Annotated in this window: 12 protein-coding genes; 9 read left to right on the forward strand and 3 right to left on the reverse strand. The window is 71.2% G+C overall.

The window, feature by feature from the left end; genetic code table 11:
* Nucleotides 1-34: 34 nt before the first annotated feature.
* Complete coding sequence (locus tag B5D66_RS06255) at nt 35-967, reverse strand: TAXI family TRAP transporter solute-binding subunit (RefSeq protein WP_078760681.1); 933 nt, start codon at nt 965-967, stop codon at nt 35-37.
* Between the two features lie 188 nt (nt 968-1155).
* Here B5D66_RS06255 and dctA point away from each other — a divergent pair, with 188 nt between their 5' ends.
* From dctA to B5D66_RS06270, 4 genes are all read left to right on the forward strand, one after another.
* On the forward strand, nt 1156-2682 hold the full coding sequence (dctA, locus tag B5D66_RS06260; protein WP_078760682.1) for a C4-dicarboxylate transporter DctA: 1527 nt from the start codon (nt 1156-1158) through the stop codon (nt 2680-2682).
* Between the two features lie 1187 nt (nt 2683-3869).
* Entirely contained in the window at nt 3870-4376 is a 507-nt protein-coding gene (locus B5D66_RS26535; protein WP_394330035.1) for a DUF5753 domain-containing protein, read from the forward strand.
* A 176-nt stretch (nt 4377-4552) separates the two neighbouring features.
* Entirely contained in the window at nt 4553-5029 is a 477-nt protein-coding gene (locus tag B5D66_RS06265) for a hypothetical protein (RefSeq protein WP_144389992.1), read from the forward strand.
* Between the two features lie 642 nt (nt 5030-5671).
* Nucleotides 5672-6292 (forward strand): YigZ family protein, encoded by a 621-nt coding sequence (locus tag B5D66_RS06270; protein WP_078760684.1) that lies wholly within the window; start codon nt 5672-5674, stop codon nt 6290-6292.
* Between the two features lie 44 nt (nt 6293-6336).
* On the opposite strand, the gene B5D66_RS06275 is transcribed toward B5D66_RS06270, so the two are convergent.
* On the reverse strand, nt 6337-6819 hold the full coding sequence (locus tag B5D66_RS06275) for a glutathione peroxidase (protein ID WP_078760685.1): 483 nt from the start codon (nt 6817-6819) through the stop codon (nt 6337-6339).
* Between the two features lie 80 nt (nt 6820-6899).
* Here B5D66_RS06275 and B5D66_RS06280 point away from each other — a divergent pair, with 80 nt between their 5' ends.
* From B5D66_RS06280 to B5D66_RS06295, 3 genes are all read left to right on the forward strand, one after another.
* Nucleotides 6900-7859, forward strand: coding sequence for a PfkB family carbohydrate kinase (locus B5D66_RS06280; RefSeq protein WP_078760686.1), 960 nt, complete (start codon nt 6900-6902; stop codon nt 7857-7859).
* 83 nt (nt 7860-7942) lie between these two features.
* Nucleotides 7943-9397 (forward strand): hypothetical protein, encoded by a 1455-nt coding sequence (locus B5D66_RS06290; RefSeq protein ID WP_144389993.1) that lies wholly within the window; start codon nt 7943-7945, stop codon nt 9395-9397.
* 200 nt (nt 9398-9597) lie between these two features.
* Entirely contained in the window at nt 9598-10188 is a 591-nt protein-coding gene (locus B5D66_RS06295) for a sigma-70 family RNA polymerase sigma factor (protein ID WP_078760689.1), read from the forward strand.
* Nucleotides 10189-10201: 13 nt separating this feature from the next.
* On the opposite strand, the gene B5D66_RS06300 is transcribed toward B5D66_RS06295, so the two are convergent.
* Entirely contained in the window at nt 10202-11692 is a 1491-nt protein-coding gene (locus tag B5D66_RS06300) for a hypothetical protein (protein ID WP_078760690.1), read from the reverse strand.
* A gap of 224 nt (nt 11693-11916) precedes the next feature.
* On the opposite strand from B5D66_RS06300, the gene B5D66_RS06305 reads away from it, so the two are divergent.
* Together B5D66_RS06305 and B5D66_RS06310 are read left to right on the forward strand one after the other, a co-directional pair.
* The gene (locus B5D66_RS06305) at nt 11917-16812 is read left to right on the forward strand and encodes a hypothetical protein (protein ID WP_144389994.1); all 4896 of its coding nucleotides are present in this window, start codon (nt 11917-11919) and stop codon (nt 16810-16812) included.
* 49 nt (nt 16813-16861) lie between these two features.
* Nucleotides 16862-17935, forward strand: a complete 1074-nt coding sequence (locus B5D66_RS06310; protein WP_078760692.1) for a hypothetical protein — start codon at nt 16862-16864, stop codon at nt 17933-17935.
* Nucleotides 17936-18055 lie beyond the last annotated feature (120 nt).

Genomic DNA, 18055 nt, shown 5'->3' on the forward strand with positions numbered 1-18055 from the left:
GACCCTACAGAAACAGCCGGGGACGGCCGCCGGATCACGCCTTCTGCTCGCGGAACCAGGCGCGCGCGCCGGGGTGCAGGGGGACGGGCCCCGTGGCGATACCGGTGCGGACGTTGATGTGGGTGGCCTCGGGACGGTCGGCGGCGATGGTCCTGGCCTGGGTGAAAACCGTCTCGGTGACGATCCGCGCCACCTCGTCGGACAGCTCCTCGCCGACCACCAGCAGGTTGGGGACCGCCACCGTGTCACAGGCCGGGATGCCGGGATAGATGGTGGCCGGGATCGTCGCCGGGATGTAGGGGCCGGGGTAGGCGTCGGCGAGGAGGTCGGCCTCCTCACGGAGGGGGACGAAACGGACGTCCCCCTGGGAGGCCAGCTCGAAGACCGCCGGCGTGGGGATGCCCGTGAGGGAGAACAGGGCGTCGATCTCCCCGGAGGTCAACGCCCGCGCCGACGACGCCTGGTCCAGTCGCACATCGTCGACGTCCAACCCCGTCAACTCGGCGAGCCGCTCCACGGTGAACTCCGTACCGGAGTCGCGCGCCCCGTAGGAGACCCGGCGCCCGGCGAGGTCGGCGAGCTCCTCGACGTCGGAGCCGGCGGGGACGACGAGGTGCAGGTGGCTGTCGTAGACGCGGCCCAGGGCGCGCAACCGCTCCGAGGGCCGCCCGCCGTGGCCGACCGCGGCGTCCAGGCTGGTGAAGGCCACGTGCACCGCCCCCTCGGCCAGGAGCCGCAGGTTCTCCGCCGACGCGGCCGTCTCGACCGTCTCGACCCGGGTGTCCGGCAGGCGGTCGGCGAGCACCCCCGCCAGGGCGGCCCCGATCTCACGGAACACCGCGCCCGGCGGCCCGGTCGCCACGACGAGCTCGGGCAGGGAGGGCGGTTCCTCTCCCGAACACCCCGCGAAGGCCAGGAGCCCGCCGAGAAGGACGGTGCGGCGGGACACGGACGGACGGAGGGCCATGGACGCAGCCTATGGCGTCGCCTCCCGGAAGACCGGCGGCGTGGACGCTCGGTGACCAGGCGTGGCACAGAGTGCCGAAATGTCAGATGAACCTGAAGTTTCGCCCGTGTGGCTTGTCCGTTTCATGCCTTGGTGAAGAGCATCACGTGATGCCCCGCACAACCCCGCAGTAACAAAGGAGGACCAGAGTGCCCGCCTTCGGACGAGCCTCCGCGACCGGAGACGGCGGTTCCGCGACCGCTCCGGACACCGCCAAGGACACGCGGCCGGCCGGCCGCAAGCGCCTGTACCAGCAGCTCTACTTCTGGGTCGTGGTCGCGATCGCCCTGGGCATCGCGATGGGCCTGGCCTTCCCGGAACAGGCGGCAGGGCTGAAGTGGCTGGCCGATCTGTTCGTCAAGCTGGTCAAGGTCGTCATCGCGCCGACGATCTTCTGCACCGTCGTCGTCGGTATCGCCAACCTGGGCGACCTCGCCAAGGCGGGTGGTCTGGCGCTGCGGACCCTGACCTACTTCATCGCCATGACCGTGGTGGCGCTGGGCATCGGCCTGATCACCATCAACCTGTTCCGCCCGGGCGTGGGCCTCAACCTGTCCTTCGACGAGGCCGACGCCGCCGAGACCATCGCCAAGGCCGGTGACGCCGGCTCCGAGGGCTTCACCGGGTTCGTCCTCCACCTGGTGCCGGAGTCCTTCTTCTCCGCCTTCGTCGACGGCCAGCTCATCCAGGTGCTCGTCCTCGCCATCCTCGTGGCCTGCGCGCTGACGATGATCGGCGAGCGCGGCAAGGGCGCCATCCGCGGTCTGGACACCTGCGCCAAGATCATGTTCGGTGTCATCAAGATCGTGATGTGGGCCGCCCCGATCGGCGCCTTCGGCGGCATGGCCTACACCATCGGCGAGTACGGTGGCGAGGTGCTGGGCAACCTCGCGTTCTTCATGCTCAGCTTCTACGTCACCTGCCTGCTCTTCATCTTCGTGATCCTCGGCGCGGTCTGCCGTCTCGCCGGGTTCAGCCTGCTCAAGTTCCTGCGCTACATCCGCGACGAGCTGCTCATCGTGCTGGGAACCTCCTCCAGCGAGTCGGTGCTGCCGCGGCTGATGACGAAGCTGGAGGCCGCGGGGGCGAAGAAGTCCGTCGTCGGCCTGACCGTCCCCACCGGCTACTCCTTCAACCTCGACGGCACCGCGATCTACCTGACCATGGGCGCGATCTTCATCGCCCAGGCCACCGGTTCGGACGTCTCCGTCTGGCAGCAGCTCGGCCTGCTCGCCTTCATGCTGCTGTCCAGCAAGGGCGCGGCCGGCGTGTCCGGCGCGGGCCTGGTCACCCTGGCGGCGTCGCTGGCCGCGTTCGACGACATCATCCCGCTGGCGGGCATCGCGCTCATCGTCGGCATCGACCGCTTCATGTCCGAGGCGCGCTCGCTGACCAACCTCATCGGCAACGGCGTGGGCTCGCTGGTCATCGCCCGTTGGACCGGCGATCTCGACCGCGAACGGCTGTCCTACGTCCTGGACAACCCCCGCGACGTCAACGTCGACGCCCTGATGGCGGCCGAGGACAGGGAGTTCGCGGAGCAGGCGACGGTCGGGGCGGACACCGCCACACCCGCCCCGGCGGCCTCGCCCGCGGCGGACGCCCCGTCCACCGCCGCCGACGGTGACACCGCTCCCGCGCAGGAGGGGCGTACCGGGGCCGGCGTCTCCGGCTGACGGCTCCTCCCGGCCATCGGCCACCTCCCCCCACGGGCGCCCGCGCACCCCCTCCGCGCGGGCGCCCGTCCCGTTTCCGGCCCCCTTTCGGTGGCACCGGCCGAGATGGGCGCCACCGTGGACCGCCGGACCGGACGGCCCGTGACCGCGCCCATCCGGAGAAGATCCCGCCGGTCTCACCTGTCGGGGTCTCCCGTGTTCTTCGGAGGCTCCAGGACGTAGCGCCGATAGGGACGTTCGTCGAGGACGGACACCGGCGCCCCCTTGCCGGCGCCGCGCGCGCCTCCCACCATCGGGAAGAACCGAAGACGTAGGGCCTGGCATCGGAGCGGGAGCAGGGGCGCATCCGGCGCCTCCTCGGTTCCGAACGGACAACACCCTCGGACGGTGGCGGAGGGACCGAGACCCCAGGGACCTCGAACGCACCGCCGCTTCAAAGGAGTCTGAGGACCTTGGGAGCGACATCGGGGTATATGAGCGCCGGCAGCATGACCGCGAACGCGGACACGCAGCGCTAAGGTCGCGCACAGCTCTTCTTCCTGGGTACAGCAGGTTGGAGGGTCAGGTCCCGTGACAGGTGTCGGCGCACCTGCCGGGACCGTTCTCATGTAACGGTGGAAAGCTCAGTACGGGTGCGATGTCAGAGCGGGCCTGCTGGCTCCTGGCACCATTCCGCGTGCTCGGGTCATCTCCGGTGATGGGGACCGGGGAAGCAGGAACCGAGATGGCTTTCATGTCCACCTCGTAGCCCGAAGCACAGGCGTCGCCAAAAGCCGAGCTATCTCATCCGCGCACTTCTCCGGGGTGTCAGAAGGCGCCACCATCCATTCGCCGAGCGCGTTCCGGAAGTGATGGAAGCTTTCACAGGGGTGGCTCTCGAACTTGAGAGGCGCATCCATCGGCCCCTATGAACGAGCTCTGCGTACCCACCTCGGCCAGGCTGGATGAGGCCCTTGAGGCGAACGGCCGCATGTTGGCCCTGTGTGAGGGCGCGAGCCGGGCCAGTTATCCGGAGTATGCGGGCAATTCCTTCCAGGCCGTCCCCTTGGCAACCGTCATGCGGGACTACCGCCCTCTCCTGATTCCTGTCCTCTTCCGACCGAGGAGTACGCTCGCGCGACCTTCCGTGCCGGCAGCGTCCTTGCCTCGGAAGACAAGGTCACCCGGCTCGTAGAGAGCCGCATGCAGTGAAAAGAAGAGCTGGAAGAGGCACAGACCCCGTCATCTGGGCGATCATTCCCGAGGCCGCGATCAGGCGGCTTGCCAATGATCCAGATATCCTGTCCGGGCAGGTCGGAAAACTTCTTGAGCCAGTGGATTCCGGCCGCGTCGAACTCCAGGTAGCGCCTGCCGGCCTCGGCGTGAGACGCCATCCGGGACCATCTGGGCCTTTCACGATTCTCTCCTTCATTGACGAAACCGATGTGGTCTATGTCGAAGGCGCCGGGAGTGGGAACCTGTTCAGCGGCTCGGACACAGCAGAGGAGATGACTCTTCTGTTCGGAGAGTCGCAGGCTGCCGCCCTGTCCCCAGACCGGACAGTGAAGCCTCTTGGACGAATTAGAGGAGGAGTAAACGGATCCCGGTTGGAACAGGTCCAGCTACAGCAAGGGCTAAACAGACAAATACGTGGGAGCATGCACGAGAGGCCCCGGCGAAGTCAAGGCCAGAGACCCCCGGAACCGCAACCTTGACCCCCCATCCTTCCTCGGAAAAGAACGGGACTCCCGCCTGAAGGATTCGAGGTCAGGAAACCCATAAGCAGCCACCCCCTTCCAGCTCCACACAAAAGGACTTCTCGGTCGGATCCACCCTTTTCAAACAGGAAACGGAATCCCGAAAAAACCCAGGCGGACGAAAGAGGGTCAAGATGAGAGACGGAAAAGAACCGAGTGGTGCACTTTTCTTCGCATTACAGTGCACATCCACGGGAGGGGTCGCCTCGACGATCACGATCGCCTTGACCTTACTCAACAGCGTTGACGACACCCATAAGCTCACGGTTCTCCATTATTCGATCGCCCTGCTTTCAGGCTACGCCACCCTGTCTCTACCTCTCTTCTTGATCGGCCTGCTCCACAGGGGCACCGAGAACGACCTACTACCCCCGGTCGCAACTCTTCTCGTCGGAGTAGCGTACGGCACGCTCTTCACCTACCTCCTGACAGCCGACGTCGGATTTTGGGCATCTCTACTCTATGGGATGATCTTCTGGCTCCCCCTCGAAGGAATCCGCAGACTCTCACTAGCGATCCACTCGAAGAAGACCATCAGACTTCTCTCACTCATCTTGCCCCTCTCGCTCTTTCTCGCGGCACTCTTAATGCGCCACCTCTTTCAGAATTGATCGACAGGAGAACGGCCCATCCTTCGTTCACCCATAGAAGCATTGAGACCACCGGGCCGCGAAGCTCGACCGTACTACTTCAACCGCTCGACAACCGCGTACGCAACGATCTCGGGGACGTATTCACAGCGGCACCGGCATCCGAGACGCAGCGAGACTTGTCCGGACTGTCCCGAAGTACGAGTGCGCCGTTAGGAGCCGGCTCGAAACTACTTCACGAGACCGGCCGGAATCGCAGCAACAGTGCGTTCTCGGCAATGGAAGGAAACAGCCACCGACATAGAGCACGCCCAAAGAGCAGTCACTCTCCGAACATGCTGTACGCCCCAGAGTCCCATCGCAGCAGGACTGCCGTACCGTCGGAGAGTGTCCGCGGGGCGCCCGGCGGAGGGGAGGTGTGTGGGGCCGGGTGGGGCTCCTCCTCCGTTGTCATCCGACGCGACGTCCGGGCATGACCGGCCCCGTCCCGGTCGCGGTCCGGCCCGGAGCCTCGGGATGCCCGATTACCGAGATCGCCACGCAGGCGGAGACCACCGGGGCCACGGAGAGGGGCGACGCCCTCTGGCACCTCGGGGAAGACCGCGATGGCCCCAGGGCGCCCGTGCCGCCCGTGGTGGAGCGGCGCGTACGATCGAAACGGTCATGAGAACGATTCGACGCGGCGGCGAGCACGAACTCGACATCCGCAAGTCCCGCTTCATCTGCGCGCTGGCGCGGGTGGGCGACGAGGACGAGGCGCGGGCGTTCATCGCCGAACGGCGCAAGCTGCACTGGAACGCCAACCACAACTGCACCGCCTACGTGATCGGACCCGACGGCCGCATCCAGCGCTCCAGCGACGACGGCGAACCCTCCGGGACCGCCGGCGTGCCGATGCTGGAGGTGCTGCGGCACCGGGAGCTCACCGACACCGTCGCCGTCGTGACCCGCTACTTCGGCGGGATCAAACTGGGCGCCGGCGGTCTGATCCGCGCCTACGGCAACTCCGTCTCCGCCGCGGTGGACGCCCTCGGCGTGCTGGAGCGGCGCACCCTGCTGGTCGTCGCGGTGGTCGCCGACTATCTTCGGGCCGGCCGGCTGGAGAGCGAGCTGCGCGCGTCGCGCCACACGGTGCTCGACGTCCACTACGGCACCGACGTCCAGATCGACGTGGCGCTCCCCGAAACCGAACTCGCGGAGTTCGAGGCGTGGCTGGCGGAGACGTCGGCCGGAGAGGCCCTGTGCGAGGTGCAGGGCACGACCGTGGTCGAGGTCGAGCCCTGACCCCGCTCCCGCGCGGACTGAGCGGCCCCGCGGGAACACGCCGTTCAGGAGGGCAGGTTGGCCTCGATCGCGCCGACGACGGCCGGATCCTCGGGTTCGGTTCCCGGCCGGAACCGGGCGAGCACCCTCCCGTCCGGCGCGACGAGGAACTTCTCGAAGTTCCACTGTACGTCCCCGGCCTGCCCCTCGGCGTCGGGGGTCGCGGTCAAGACGTCGTACAGGGGGATCCGGCCCGGGCCGTTGACCTCGCTCTTCTCCAGCATCGGGAAGGTGACGCCGTAGGTGAGCGAGCAGAACTCCCGGATCTCCTCGGGGCTGCCGGGCTCCTGCCCCATGAACTGGTCGCAGGGGACCCCCACCACGGAGAAGCCCCGGTCGGCGTAGCGTTCGTGGAGCCGTTCGAGCCCCTCGTACTGCGGGGTGAGCCCGCACTTGGAGGCGACGTTGACGATCAGCAGCAACCGTCCGCTGGGCAGCGAGGTCGGCTCGCCCTCGAGGGTGCGCAGTTCCAGATCGGTGATGGACATGGCCCGAGCCTAGCCTCCGCCCCCCGCCTGTCCCGGGCGGCGCCTCGAAGGCGGGATGATCGGGAGGACAGGGAGGTGACATGGGACGACTCGTGCACTGCGGCGCGGTGATCGCCGATCTGGTCATGACGGTGCCGGAGCTCCCGCCACCGGGTGGCGACGCCTTCGCCACCTCGGCCGTGACGACGCCGGGCGGCGGGTTCAACGTGATGTCGGCCGCGGCGCGGGCCGGGATGCCGGTGCTCTACGCCGGCGCCCACGGGACCGGGGACCGCGGCGACCTGGTGCGCGCGGCGCTGGCCGCGGAGGGAATCGGGATCCTGCACCCCCCGGTCCCCGGTCAGGACACCGGTTTGTGCGTGGCCCTGGTGGACGCGCGGGGCGAACGGACCTTCGTCACCCGCCTGGGCGCCGAGATGGTGCTCGACGCCCAGGCGCTGGCCCGGATCTCACCGGCGCCGGGCGACCACGTCTACGTGGTCGGCTACGGGCTGATGGCCGGCCCCCACGTGGCCGAGCTGGACCACTGGATCGGCGGACTCGACCCCGGGGTCCGCCTGGTCGTGGACCCGGCGCCGGTCGTGGCGTCGATCGCCCCCGACCTGCTGGAGCGTGTCCTGCGCCGCACCGACGTGCTCAGCCTCAACGCCCGCGAGGCCGGGCAGGTGACCGGGGCGCAGACCCCTGAGGCCGCGGCCGAGGCGCTGGCCGGGCGGATCCGGGCGGAGGGGACGGTCGTGGTGCGCGACGCGGCCCGGGGGTGCGTGGTGGGCCGGGCCGGCGGCCCGCCGGTGCGGGTGCCCTCCTTCCCGGTCGAGGCCGTCGACACCATCGGCGCGGGGGACGCCCACGTCGGCGTGTTCCTGGCCGGCCTGCACGATGGCCTGTCCCCGGTGGAGGCGGCGCTGCGGGCCAACGCCGCCGCCGCGATCGCGGTGACCCGGCGGGGACCGGCGACCTCCCCCCACCGGCGGGAACTGGAGGACTTCCTCTCCGCCCACCCGCCCCGTTCCGGCGCCCCCATCCACCACGTCCGGTGACGATCCGGTAAGGAGGCGTGTTCACGGGCCGCCACCCGTTTTAGGATCTCCCTACACGTAGTCGTCCGAGGGAGAGCCGGTCCATGCGCACTTGGCGGCGGACCCCCCTGGCGCCGGTCACCGGCCTCGTGCTGCTGTTCACCGCGGTGGCCTGCACGGACGAGCCGCCACCGGAGCCGGCGGGCTCACCCAGCGCCGTGCCCACGAGCTACACGGGCGCGGCGCCGCCCGGCCTTGGCCCCAGCCCCGTCCGCGTCCTGCACGGCCCCGGCTCCGACGGCCCCGACATCCTGGACGACCCCATGGGGGTCCGCTTCCAGGGGGTCGGCGGGTCCTTCCTGATCAGCTCCAACAGCGAGGAGCACCACGTCCTCCAAGACGCCCTTGACGGCACGGCGCTGTGGGAGGGCGAGCAGCGCGTGGAGCGCTTCACGACCGACCGCGAGGGCGATGACGTCTTCGAGGTCAGCGCGCGACGGGACGGGCGGACGGTGACGGGGGTGGTGGACGACTCCGGCGCCCGGGTGTGGAGCGGATCGGACCCGCGCGAGAGCTATCTGAACGGCTGGGTGGTGCGCCGTCCCGAGGGCTGGAGCAGCGACGACCCCCACGGCCGGTTCTCGCTCCTCGACCTGGACGGGTCGACGGTGTGGGAGTTCGTGTTCGAGCCGCCGGCGGATCCGGAGGAAACACCCGGCTCGTCGACCGAGGAGGAACCGGAGGAGGCCGACGCCGAGGACACCGGCGTCCCGGTGGCCGCCCACGGGAACGTGGTGTTCCTGGACGACGGGACGGGGCAGGTGCAGGCGCGCGACCTCGACGACGGCGGCGCCCTCCTGTGGCGGGCCTCGGGAACCGACCCGCAGATCGCCGGCGCCAGCGCCTTCCCCCGCCCCCTCCCCGAGTTCGTCGGCTTCTACGACCTCCCCCTCCCCGAGGGGGACGCCTCTGCGCCCGGCAGCGCCTCCGAGGCGGAGGCGACGCCCACCGAGGGCGAGGAGCCGCCCCCGCGCACGACCGTGCTGGTGCGCTGGGGCAGCGACGAGGATCCCTCGGTCCTGTCCCTGCACGACGTGCACTCCGGCGAGATCGTGTGGTCGCTGACGGAACCGGGCGCGAACCCGGCCGATGGGGACTTCGGCCCCGCGTTCGTCCCGGGGACCGTCCACGACACGGTGACGCACACGCTCCTGCTGCCCCAGGGCAGCGGGGCGACGCCGATGATCGCGGTGGACCTGGTCTCGGGCAGGATCCGGTGGACCTTCGACGACGAGACCGAGCGGTCGATCTCGCCGGCGTTCGCGCTGGGCGGGCACGTCTACGGGGACGCGCGGGGCGCCGCAGAAGACTCCCAGGTCGTCCTGGGCGCGGCGGACAAGGAGATCTCCGGCGGCGGGCTCACCGGTTACGTGGAGGCCGTCACCGACGACGGGTACGCGCTCGTGGTGCAGGACGGACAGCGGTTCGTCTTCCCTCCCGTGGCCGGTTCCGGCCCGAGCCCGACGCCGGGGCGGGGAGAGAGCACCGGGATGCACTGAAGCGACATAAGGCCACTTCAACCTTGTTTTGTCACTTTAAGTGACATTACGACTTGGTGAAAAGCCGGGGCACTTCATCCCCGGAGGACAGCCGCGCGGATAAAACGGACGATGTAGCCGGATAACTTCGTACCGGTACGAGCGCCATCGGCCCTGTCCACGCCCAGGCGCCGCTCTCCGCCCGCCTCCGGGAAGACCCCATGCACAACGCCGAAAAAGGCCCTTGCCCCGATTCCAGCGACCGTTCGGCCGAACGCCGGGCGGTCGACGTCCGCCCGAGCACCGATGACGAGTACTTCCGGTTCCGAGAGCTGTTCGACGCGCACTACGACGCGCTGCTGAAGTTCGTCGTCCGGGTCAACGGCGGCAACCGCCACGCGGCCGAGGACATCGCCCAAGAGACCCTGCTCAAGGCCTGGCGCGGCCTGGACGGCCTGCGCGGCGACGCCCAGGAGATCAGGCCCTGGCTCTACACCGTCGCCCGGCGCCTGGTCATCGACGCCGACCGCTCCCGCCGGGCCCGGCCGCAGGAGGTCGCCGACGCCCCGCTGGAGGAGATCCCGACCAGGGACCCCACGACGTCGCTCGTCCAGACGATGGCGGTGCACCAGGCGCTGGCGACCCTGTCGATGCAGCACCGCACCGTGATCGAGTACGTCTACCTGAGGGACTACGCGACGGAGACCACCGCGCGCATCCTCGGCATCCCGGTCGGCACGGTCAAGTCGCGCCTGCACTATGGGCTGCGCATGCTGCGCCGGACGCTGGGGATCGGCTCCGCCGGCTCCTGAGAAGCACGCCGGGTCACTGGGGGTCGGGGAGCCGCAGCAGGGGACGCGGACCGATCGCTCCCGTGTCGAGCACGCCGGTCTCGTCGACCCGCCACTGCCAGTGCGCGTAGACCGACTCCCCCGTCACCACCACCAGGGTCCCCGGCGGCGCGTCGGCGAGGGCGTCACGCTCGGCCGGCGTCAGCGGCCGGGCGACGGCGATCACCTCGCGCAGTTCCGACGGCGCGTCCGGGCCCCACATCGCGTTCGAGGTCACCCGCCGCACCCCCTCGGACACCTCCGGCCGCTCGGGCAGCAGACGGTCCAACGGCCGGTCCGGCGTGGCCCAGGTGACCGTGCACCCGATGCCGCGCAGCCCCTGGGCGATCACGGTGACCGCCTCCGCCGCGGTGGCGCGGTGCCCGGCGATCGCGACCGGGCCGCTCGCCCGGGAGAAGTCCACGAAGACCTGCCGGTCCTCCTCCATCCCCAGCGCGACGAGCATCGCCTGGGCGGGGCGGACGATCACCTGCGAGGCCGTCGCAAAGGACACCGCCGACGACGAACGCCCCGCCGCCCGCTGCCAGAGGGTCGCCTCCTCGCCCGTTCCGGCCCGCCACGCCCCCGCGGGCGGCGTGCAGTCGGCGGGGACGACGAGCCGCAGGTCATCCCCCCGTCCGGCCAGCACGGCGAGGGGGCGCGCCGGGACCGCGGCCGGCGCGCTCTGCACCTCGATGACGGCCGTCCCGGCACGCACCCGCGCCCCCTTGTCCTGGAGCATGAGGTCGGTGACCTCGGCCCGGCGCTTGCGGGCGATGCGCACCCGCAGGAACTCCGGGAGCCGGGGGCGGGGCCAGTTGAGCGACCCGAGCTTCTTGAACGGCCACCACAGGGTGCGGAAGATCGGACGCCACCACAGCGCGAGGACGGTGAGCAGGACCAGCACGCCCGCGCCGGCGGCGAGCAGCTTCGGGTCCAGCCCGCTCCCCTCGTCGTCGGCCTGGGCCGCCGCGGGGGAGGCCGACACCGACGGAGAGGGCTGGGCGCTCGGCGAGGCGCTGGGAGAGGGCGACACCGACGGGGAGGGAGAGGGGGACTGCGCCGCCGCCGCGGCCGCGGCCGCCGCCTCGCGTTCGGCCTCGGCGACGCACAGCGGATCGGTGCCCTCGGTGACACCGGGACCCGAGGCGTCGTCGGGCAGGATCAGCTTCCAGCCCGCCGCGAGGGTGCGCTCGGCCCCCAGCGCGCCGCCGTCGGGCTGCTGCCGCCCCTCGTTGAGCTCGTAGATCTCCTGGGCGCGCAGGGACTCGTCCAGCTGCTCGGCGGCGACCTGGAACAGTCCCACCGAGCCGTCGGGGACGGTGTAGTACTTCACCGTCGGGCACTGCGCGATCGCGGCGTCCAAGGAGGTGGCGGACGGGTCGACCGGCGCGGCGAGCGCGGCCCCCGGCGTCGCGAGCGCCACGACGCCCCCCAGCGCGAGCAGCACGCCGCCTCTCCGCAGGCGCTCAGCGCACACGAGCATCCCCTCTCCTGGCCATGGCGGTACCCGTCCGACGAACGTGCCGGGCGGGGCCTCATCACGCGGTCGTGGAACCGCCGGCGCACCCGCCCACACAGGGGAGTACGGACGCGGACCTCCCCGGGTTCACTCTCGGACCGAAAAAGAAATATCCGACTGAACCGAACGCCCTCCAGGACCGTACTGGTAAGTGGAGTGTCGTCAGTCCGAGTGTCACGGGGGTCGTGTTGGGCCGGGATCTTCGCTGGGAAGTCATCGATCGGGCCTCCGACCCCACACCGTGGGACCTCGAGCGCGTCACGGCGCTGAAGAACTACTACGACAGCCTCTACCAGGCGGCCTACGACGCCTACGAGCTGAGCAAGTCCGGGGGCGACCTGGAGTCCGGCAAGGGCGAGGCCATGGACGCCCTCAAGGAGCTCATGCGCGAGCTGCCGGGCATGCTGGAGAAGACCTACACCTCCTACGAGCAGGCCCGGGACGCCTACGGCGACTACTACACGGCGCTCGAAACCGTCCAGGACGCCGTCAAGACGGCGATCACCAACGGCGCCCCCCACTACGACGCCTGGAAGGCCGACCCCGAGGACGAGGACGCCAAGTCCCAGCTCGACGTCTACCGGACCAACGCCGAGAACGCGATCTCCACGTTCCAGGAAGCGGTCAGGGAGATCGCCGGGAACCTCGAGGACGCGGCCGACGCCGGGATCGAGGAGCGCAACCCCTGGGAGAAGGTCGTCGACTGGTTCGAGGACAACCCCTGGGTGAAGGTCGCGCTCGCGATCACCGCCGGCGTGCTGATGATCCTGCTTCCCGGCGCCTGGGTGATCCTGGCGGTCGCCCTCGGCGGATTCCTGCTCGCGCTCGACGTCACCTCGCTGATCGAGTCCGGCAAGTTCGGCTGGAACTGGGAGACCGTGCTGACGCTCGGCCTGGGCCTGCTGTCGATGGTCCCCGGCTTCGCGCTGGCCCGGGGGATGAGCCTGGCCGGGCGCGGGATCACCAGCGTCACCAGCACCGCGCTCACCCGCAGCGGGACCATCGGGGCGGGCATCCGCAGCGCCGCGGCCTCCGTGCGCACCGCCGCCGGCGGCACCGCGGTCGCCCGCTCGCTGGGCAGCTCGCGCGCCTGGTACTCCTCGGTCCGGGCGGGGACCTGGCGCAGCCCGCTCACCAGCACGGTGACGCACCTGGGCATCCAGGGAGCGCAGGACTTCGGCGTCGGCTTGGCCGCCAACATGGCCGTCAACGCGCTGACCGGGCAGAACAAGGACTTCGGCCAGCTCGCGCTGGAGACGCTGCTGACCACCACGCCCGGCGCCGGGGCGGCGGTGTACCGGGAGCACGTCAACTTCTCCCTCTCCGGCGGCTTCTCGTTGACCGGTGGGGACACGATCCCCTCCGCCTTCGGCGTCAACGACCTGTCGCCGCACATGTCCACCGACTCGCCCAACGCGGGCAACTACGACGGCCTCACCAGCGAGTTCGCCAACGGCAGCGGCACCATCACCTCCGGTGACGGCACGCAGACCTCGGTGACGACGCCCGACAGCGGCGGTTCCGGCGACCCGCAGGTGAGCACCACCACCCCCGACGACCTGTCCACGGTGTCCACCTACGACTCCACCGGGAACCTGACGGACACGCGGGTCACGATCGGGAACGACGGCCCCACGGTCGTCCACTCCCCCGACTCCGCCGCCCCGTCCACGTCGGTGACCACCACCCTCCCCGACCAGGGGACGACGACCCCGCCCACGGCCACCACCACCGCGATCGACGGGGGCGTCACCTCCTCCGGCGACTTCGGCTCCTTCTCCTTCGACCGCTCCACCACCCCCGCCGGCGAGACGCCGACCGCCCACTACAGTCACGGCGACTCCGGCGGCGGCACGAACCTCCAGGTCGACTTCCCGGGCAACGGCACCGTCCAGGTCCGCCCGGACGGGGACACCGGAACCCCGCCGCTGGACGTGCGCACCACGCCCGACTCCCTCACGGTGACCACCCCCGACTCCACCGTCACCACGACCACCACCCCCGACGGCGGCCACACGACGACCGTCACCTCCTCCGACGGCACGGCCGGCCCCTCCTACGACAGCGGCGCGCAGCAGGTCAGCGTCACCACCGACACCGGTCCGGCGACCGCGACCCGGACCGAGACCGGCACCCGGTTGGAGGGCCCCGACGGCACGACCGTGGACGTCCCGGCCGACCGCGGCGCCCCCACACAGATCCACCCCGGCGGTTCCGGCGGGCCCGAGTCGATCAGCCACGACCCGGTCCACGGGACCGTCGACGTCCGCTCCGGCGACTCGGTGGTCACCGCCAACGGGTCCGGCGACCTGCTCGTCGGCAACAGCGCCGACACCGTCCGGATCACCCAGTCGGGCGACGGCGCCGGCCACGCCTCGTCGGGAGGGGCCTCGGCGAGCTGGAACGGCGACGGCTCCGCCACCTACGGCTCCTCCGGCTCCCGTTCCCCCTCGGGCGACATCACGTTCGGCGACACGACCGCGCGCCCCGACGGAACCGTCTCCCACCCCGGCTTCGCGGTCCGCGACGACGGCACGCTCACCGTCCGCGAGACCGACGGAACGGAGTGGACGTTCGACTCCAGCGGGCAGGTCGTCGCCGTCTCCCCGTCCGTCGCGCCGGACGCGACCCCGCCGTGGCCGGTGCCCGACCCGGCGACCGGCGCCCCGATGCACACCGCCTCCGACGGCACCCGGGTCGTGCTCGGCCCGGACGGGACCGGCGTCACCACGTCGGACGGCTGGACGGTGACGGTGCCGCGCGGCGGTACCGCCCCCGGTGACGTGCAGGTACGCGGCCCGCGGGACGGCAACGGCGACGCGCTCACGATCACCCACACCGCCGACGGCGGGGTCCGCGCCGAGAGCGGCGGCTACGCCACCGAGTCCGGGCCGGGCGGCGTGACCGGGCGGACCCCCGACGGGCAGACGGCGCACTCCTCGGGGGCCGGCGACACCACCATCTCCTCCGGCGCATGGCACACCGACGTCGGCTCCGGCGACGTCACCGTCACCCACCCCGGCGGCCGGATCGCCCTGGACGGCGACGGCGCCGTCGGCAACGGGACGCCCTCGGCCGGGTCCTCCTGGCGGGTGGAGGCGACCCGGGACGGGACCGTCGGCGCCACCACCGGGTCCGGCGCGGGCGTCACCGCGCCGCGCGACGGCGACGTCGTGTTCGACCGGAACGGGACCACCCAGGCGACGCAGTCGCCCGACGGCGAGGTCACCGTCTCCGACCGGGGCCTCAACGTCACCGGCCGCCCCGGCGACGGCGCCGTCGTCGACGGCGGGCCCGACCGCCCACAGGTGCAGGTGCGGCCGGACGGGAGCAGCGTCCTGTCCCCCGACGGCCAGGCCCACCACGTCGAGACCGGGAGCGACGGCGTCCAGCGGGTGCACGTCAACGAGGGCGCCGACGGCCAGCCCGTCATCGCCTCCGACGGCAGCGTGCGCGTCGAGACCCCGAACGGCACCGTGGAGGCCCGCGCCGACGGGTTCGACGCGCGCGGCAACGGCAACAGCCACGTGCACGCCGACGGCACCGGCACCTCCGTGCGCACCGACCGTCCCTTCCAGCCCGAGACGACCGTCACGCACGCGCCCACCACGTCCGGTGGCGCCGATCCGCTGGTCACGGTCTCCCGCGACGGGACGACGACCACCTACGACACCACCGGCCCGCTCGGTCAGGGCCCCGACGCCGGCTCCGGGTCCACCGCGCCCAGCCTCACCCGGCAGCCGGACGGCACCTACACCGTGGAGACGCGGACGCCGCACCGCGGCGAGCACCCCACCCCGGGACCGCTCATGGAACGTAACCCCGAGACCGGCACGAGCGGCGTCTCCCACGGCGACCTCACGATCCGCCAGACCGGGTCCGACGGTTCCGGAGCCTCCCCCACCTCCACACCGGGCGTGGAGGTCCGCCCCGCGCCGGACGCCCCCACCACGCGCCACAACCCCGACGGCTCCTCCACGATGGAGGGCCGCGACGTCACCGTGCACCGCTCGGCCGACGGCCAGCAGACCACGGTCGCGCCGGCGTCGGGCGACGGACCGCGCGTGCTGTGGGAGGGCCGTGGCCCCGGCGAAGGCGGAACCGTCAGGGTCACCGACGGATCGGGCGGCCCCCTGCTCTCCCGCGATCCCGACGGGATCGTCACGGCCGCCGACGGCCAGGTCGTGCCGCGCGGCGCCACCCACACCCCCGCCGACGGGGGGCCGGCGATCACCCACGCCCAGGACGGCACGGTCACGGTCGGCGGCGGGGACCCCCGGACCACCGTCACCATCGACCCCCGCGGCCGGACCGAGGTCACCACGGCGGGTTCACACGAGACCGTGCGGATCAGCGAGAGCGGCACGGCCACCACGACCAGCGCCCCCTCCGGGGACCGTCCCACGACGACCGTCCGCCAGTTCACCAACGGCCAGGTCGCCGTGGACCACCGTCCCCCCGCGGGACAGGCCGGGCAGCACAGCACCACCCGGATCGACGAGTTCGGCGCGGCCGAGTCCCGGGTGCGCACGGTGGACGCGGACGGAAACCGTGTCGACAGCTGGGCCGTGGGCATCGACCAGCGCGGCCAGGTGACCAGCGCCGACACCCGGATCTGGCACTACAACACCGAACCCGTCCGGCTCCGGCCCAGCGGGATGCTGCACACCGACAGCAACCTGCGGGAGATCTACCTGTCGGGCGGCCAGTTCCGCCCCGACGGGACCATGACCCCGCAGGTGCGCCAGGACATGCGGACCACCGCCGTGGACGAGCTGAAGAACGACTCCGCCAACGCCTTCACCTCCTGGGCCTCCGACCTCGCCGGCGGCAAGAGCCCCCTTGAGGCCTTCACCGGCTGGATGTACGGACTGATCAAGGGCAGTGGTCAGGGCCGCTGGATGAACACCCCCGGGTTGGGCGAGAACAGCTGGGCGGACGGGAGCTGGAAGTTCGTCGCCGAGGTCGCCAAGGTCAACACCGTGGGCCACTGGGAGGACTGGCTCGGCGGTCCCACGAAGGAGACCGAGGACAAGGCCAAGGAAGAGGCCGAGAAGCTCGAACAGGAGGCGGCACAGAGGTGAGAACGCTTCTCCCATCCCGGCGCGGTGGCGCAGCCCCCGGAGCGCGGCCATGAACGGCCTGTTCGACGCCGTTCCGGTCTGGGCCCAGGCGGCACTGCTGGTGGGGCTCATGTCGGCCGTCCTGTTCCTCCTGCAATCCTCCCTCTACCGGGGACGCGGCGGCGAACGCAAGAAGTTCGCCAACACCAGCGAGGTGAAGGCGCACACCCGTGGCGAGATCGAACGGCTGCGGGAGGCGGCGGCGGAGCTGGACGACCGCCTGGCCGCCGCGCTCGGCACCGGACTTCCCCAGGAGCGCCAGGCCGAGGCGGAACGGCTCCGCACGATCGCCGCAACCGCTCTCGAAGAGGCCGAGGAGCTGTGGGCCGCCCTGTGGTCGATGCAGTACGAGTACAGGACGGCGACCGACCAGGCCTTCGGCCTGCGGGTCCGCATCCTGGAGCACCGCGACCGGATCACGGCCCTGCGCGCCGAGGCCGACCCTCTCCTCGGCGCGGTCGATCCCCTCCCGTGTCCTGCCCCCGCTCCCGCGGTCCAGCCGGAACCGGTGACCGCCTCCCCCTCTCCCCCACCTGGTTCTTCCAGGACCACCACCGCTCCCAGGTACTCCCGTAAGGAGTGGAATGCCCGGATCGGCCTTGTCCTGAGCGGTATCGCCGTCTGCGCGATGATCGTGGCATCGCAGTGGGTCGCCTATCGCTGGGGCGACGGTTCGATCGGCCTCTACTTCCTCATGCTCCTTCCTCCCCTCGTTCTGGGAGGAATCCTCTACGCCAACTGCTTCGTCGGGATCACAATCGAGAAGGGGGTTCTCCGCCTGCACGGTGGCATAAACCAGGAGAAGAAGATCCCCGTCGCGACCATCCGCTACGTGGGCCGTGGCCACCTGAACTGGACCAAGGCCACCTTCGGCGGCCGGCGGGTCTTCGCCGGCGCCACCACCGGTCCGGCGCTGGAGATCGCGGCCGGGCTGGGAAGCAACCTGGTCGTCCGCACCTCCCACGCCGACGAGCTGATCGCCGCGCTCATCGCCGCGGGCATGCCACCCGCCGCCGCATCGGCGCCCCGCCCCCTAGGGTTCCCGAAGCGGATCCGGCTGGATCCGCCGAGGACCGATGGCTAGGGGGCGCCACCGTCACGGCCCCTCCCGGCCAGGCGAAGCGAGTGCGCAGAGCACACGGCTCCCCGGCCCGGAGGGCGAGGGACCGGGCCGCCGACCGCCTCGTCGGGGAGCGCCGCCGGA

Origin of the sequence: Marinactinospora thermotolerans DSM 45154 (assembly GCF_900167435.1) — a bacterium.
GTDB lineage: Bacteria > Actinomycetota > Actinomycetes > Streptosporangiales > Streptosporangiaceae > Marinactinospora > Marinactinospora thermotolerans.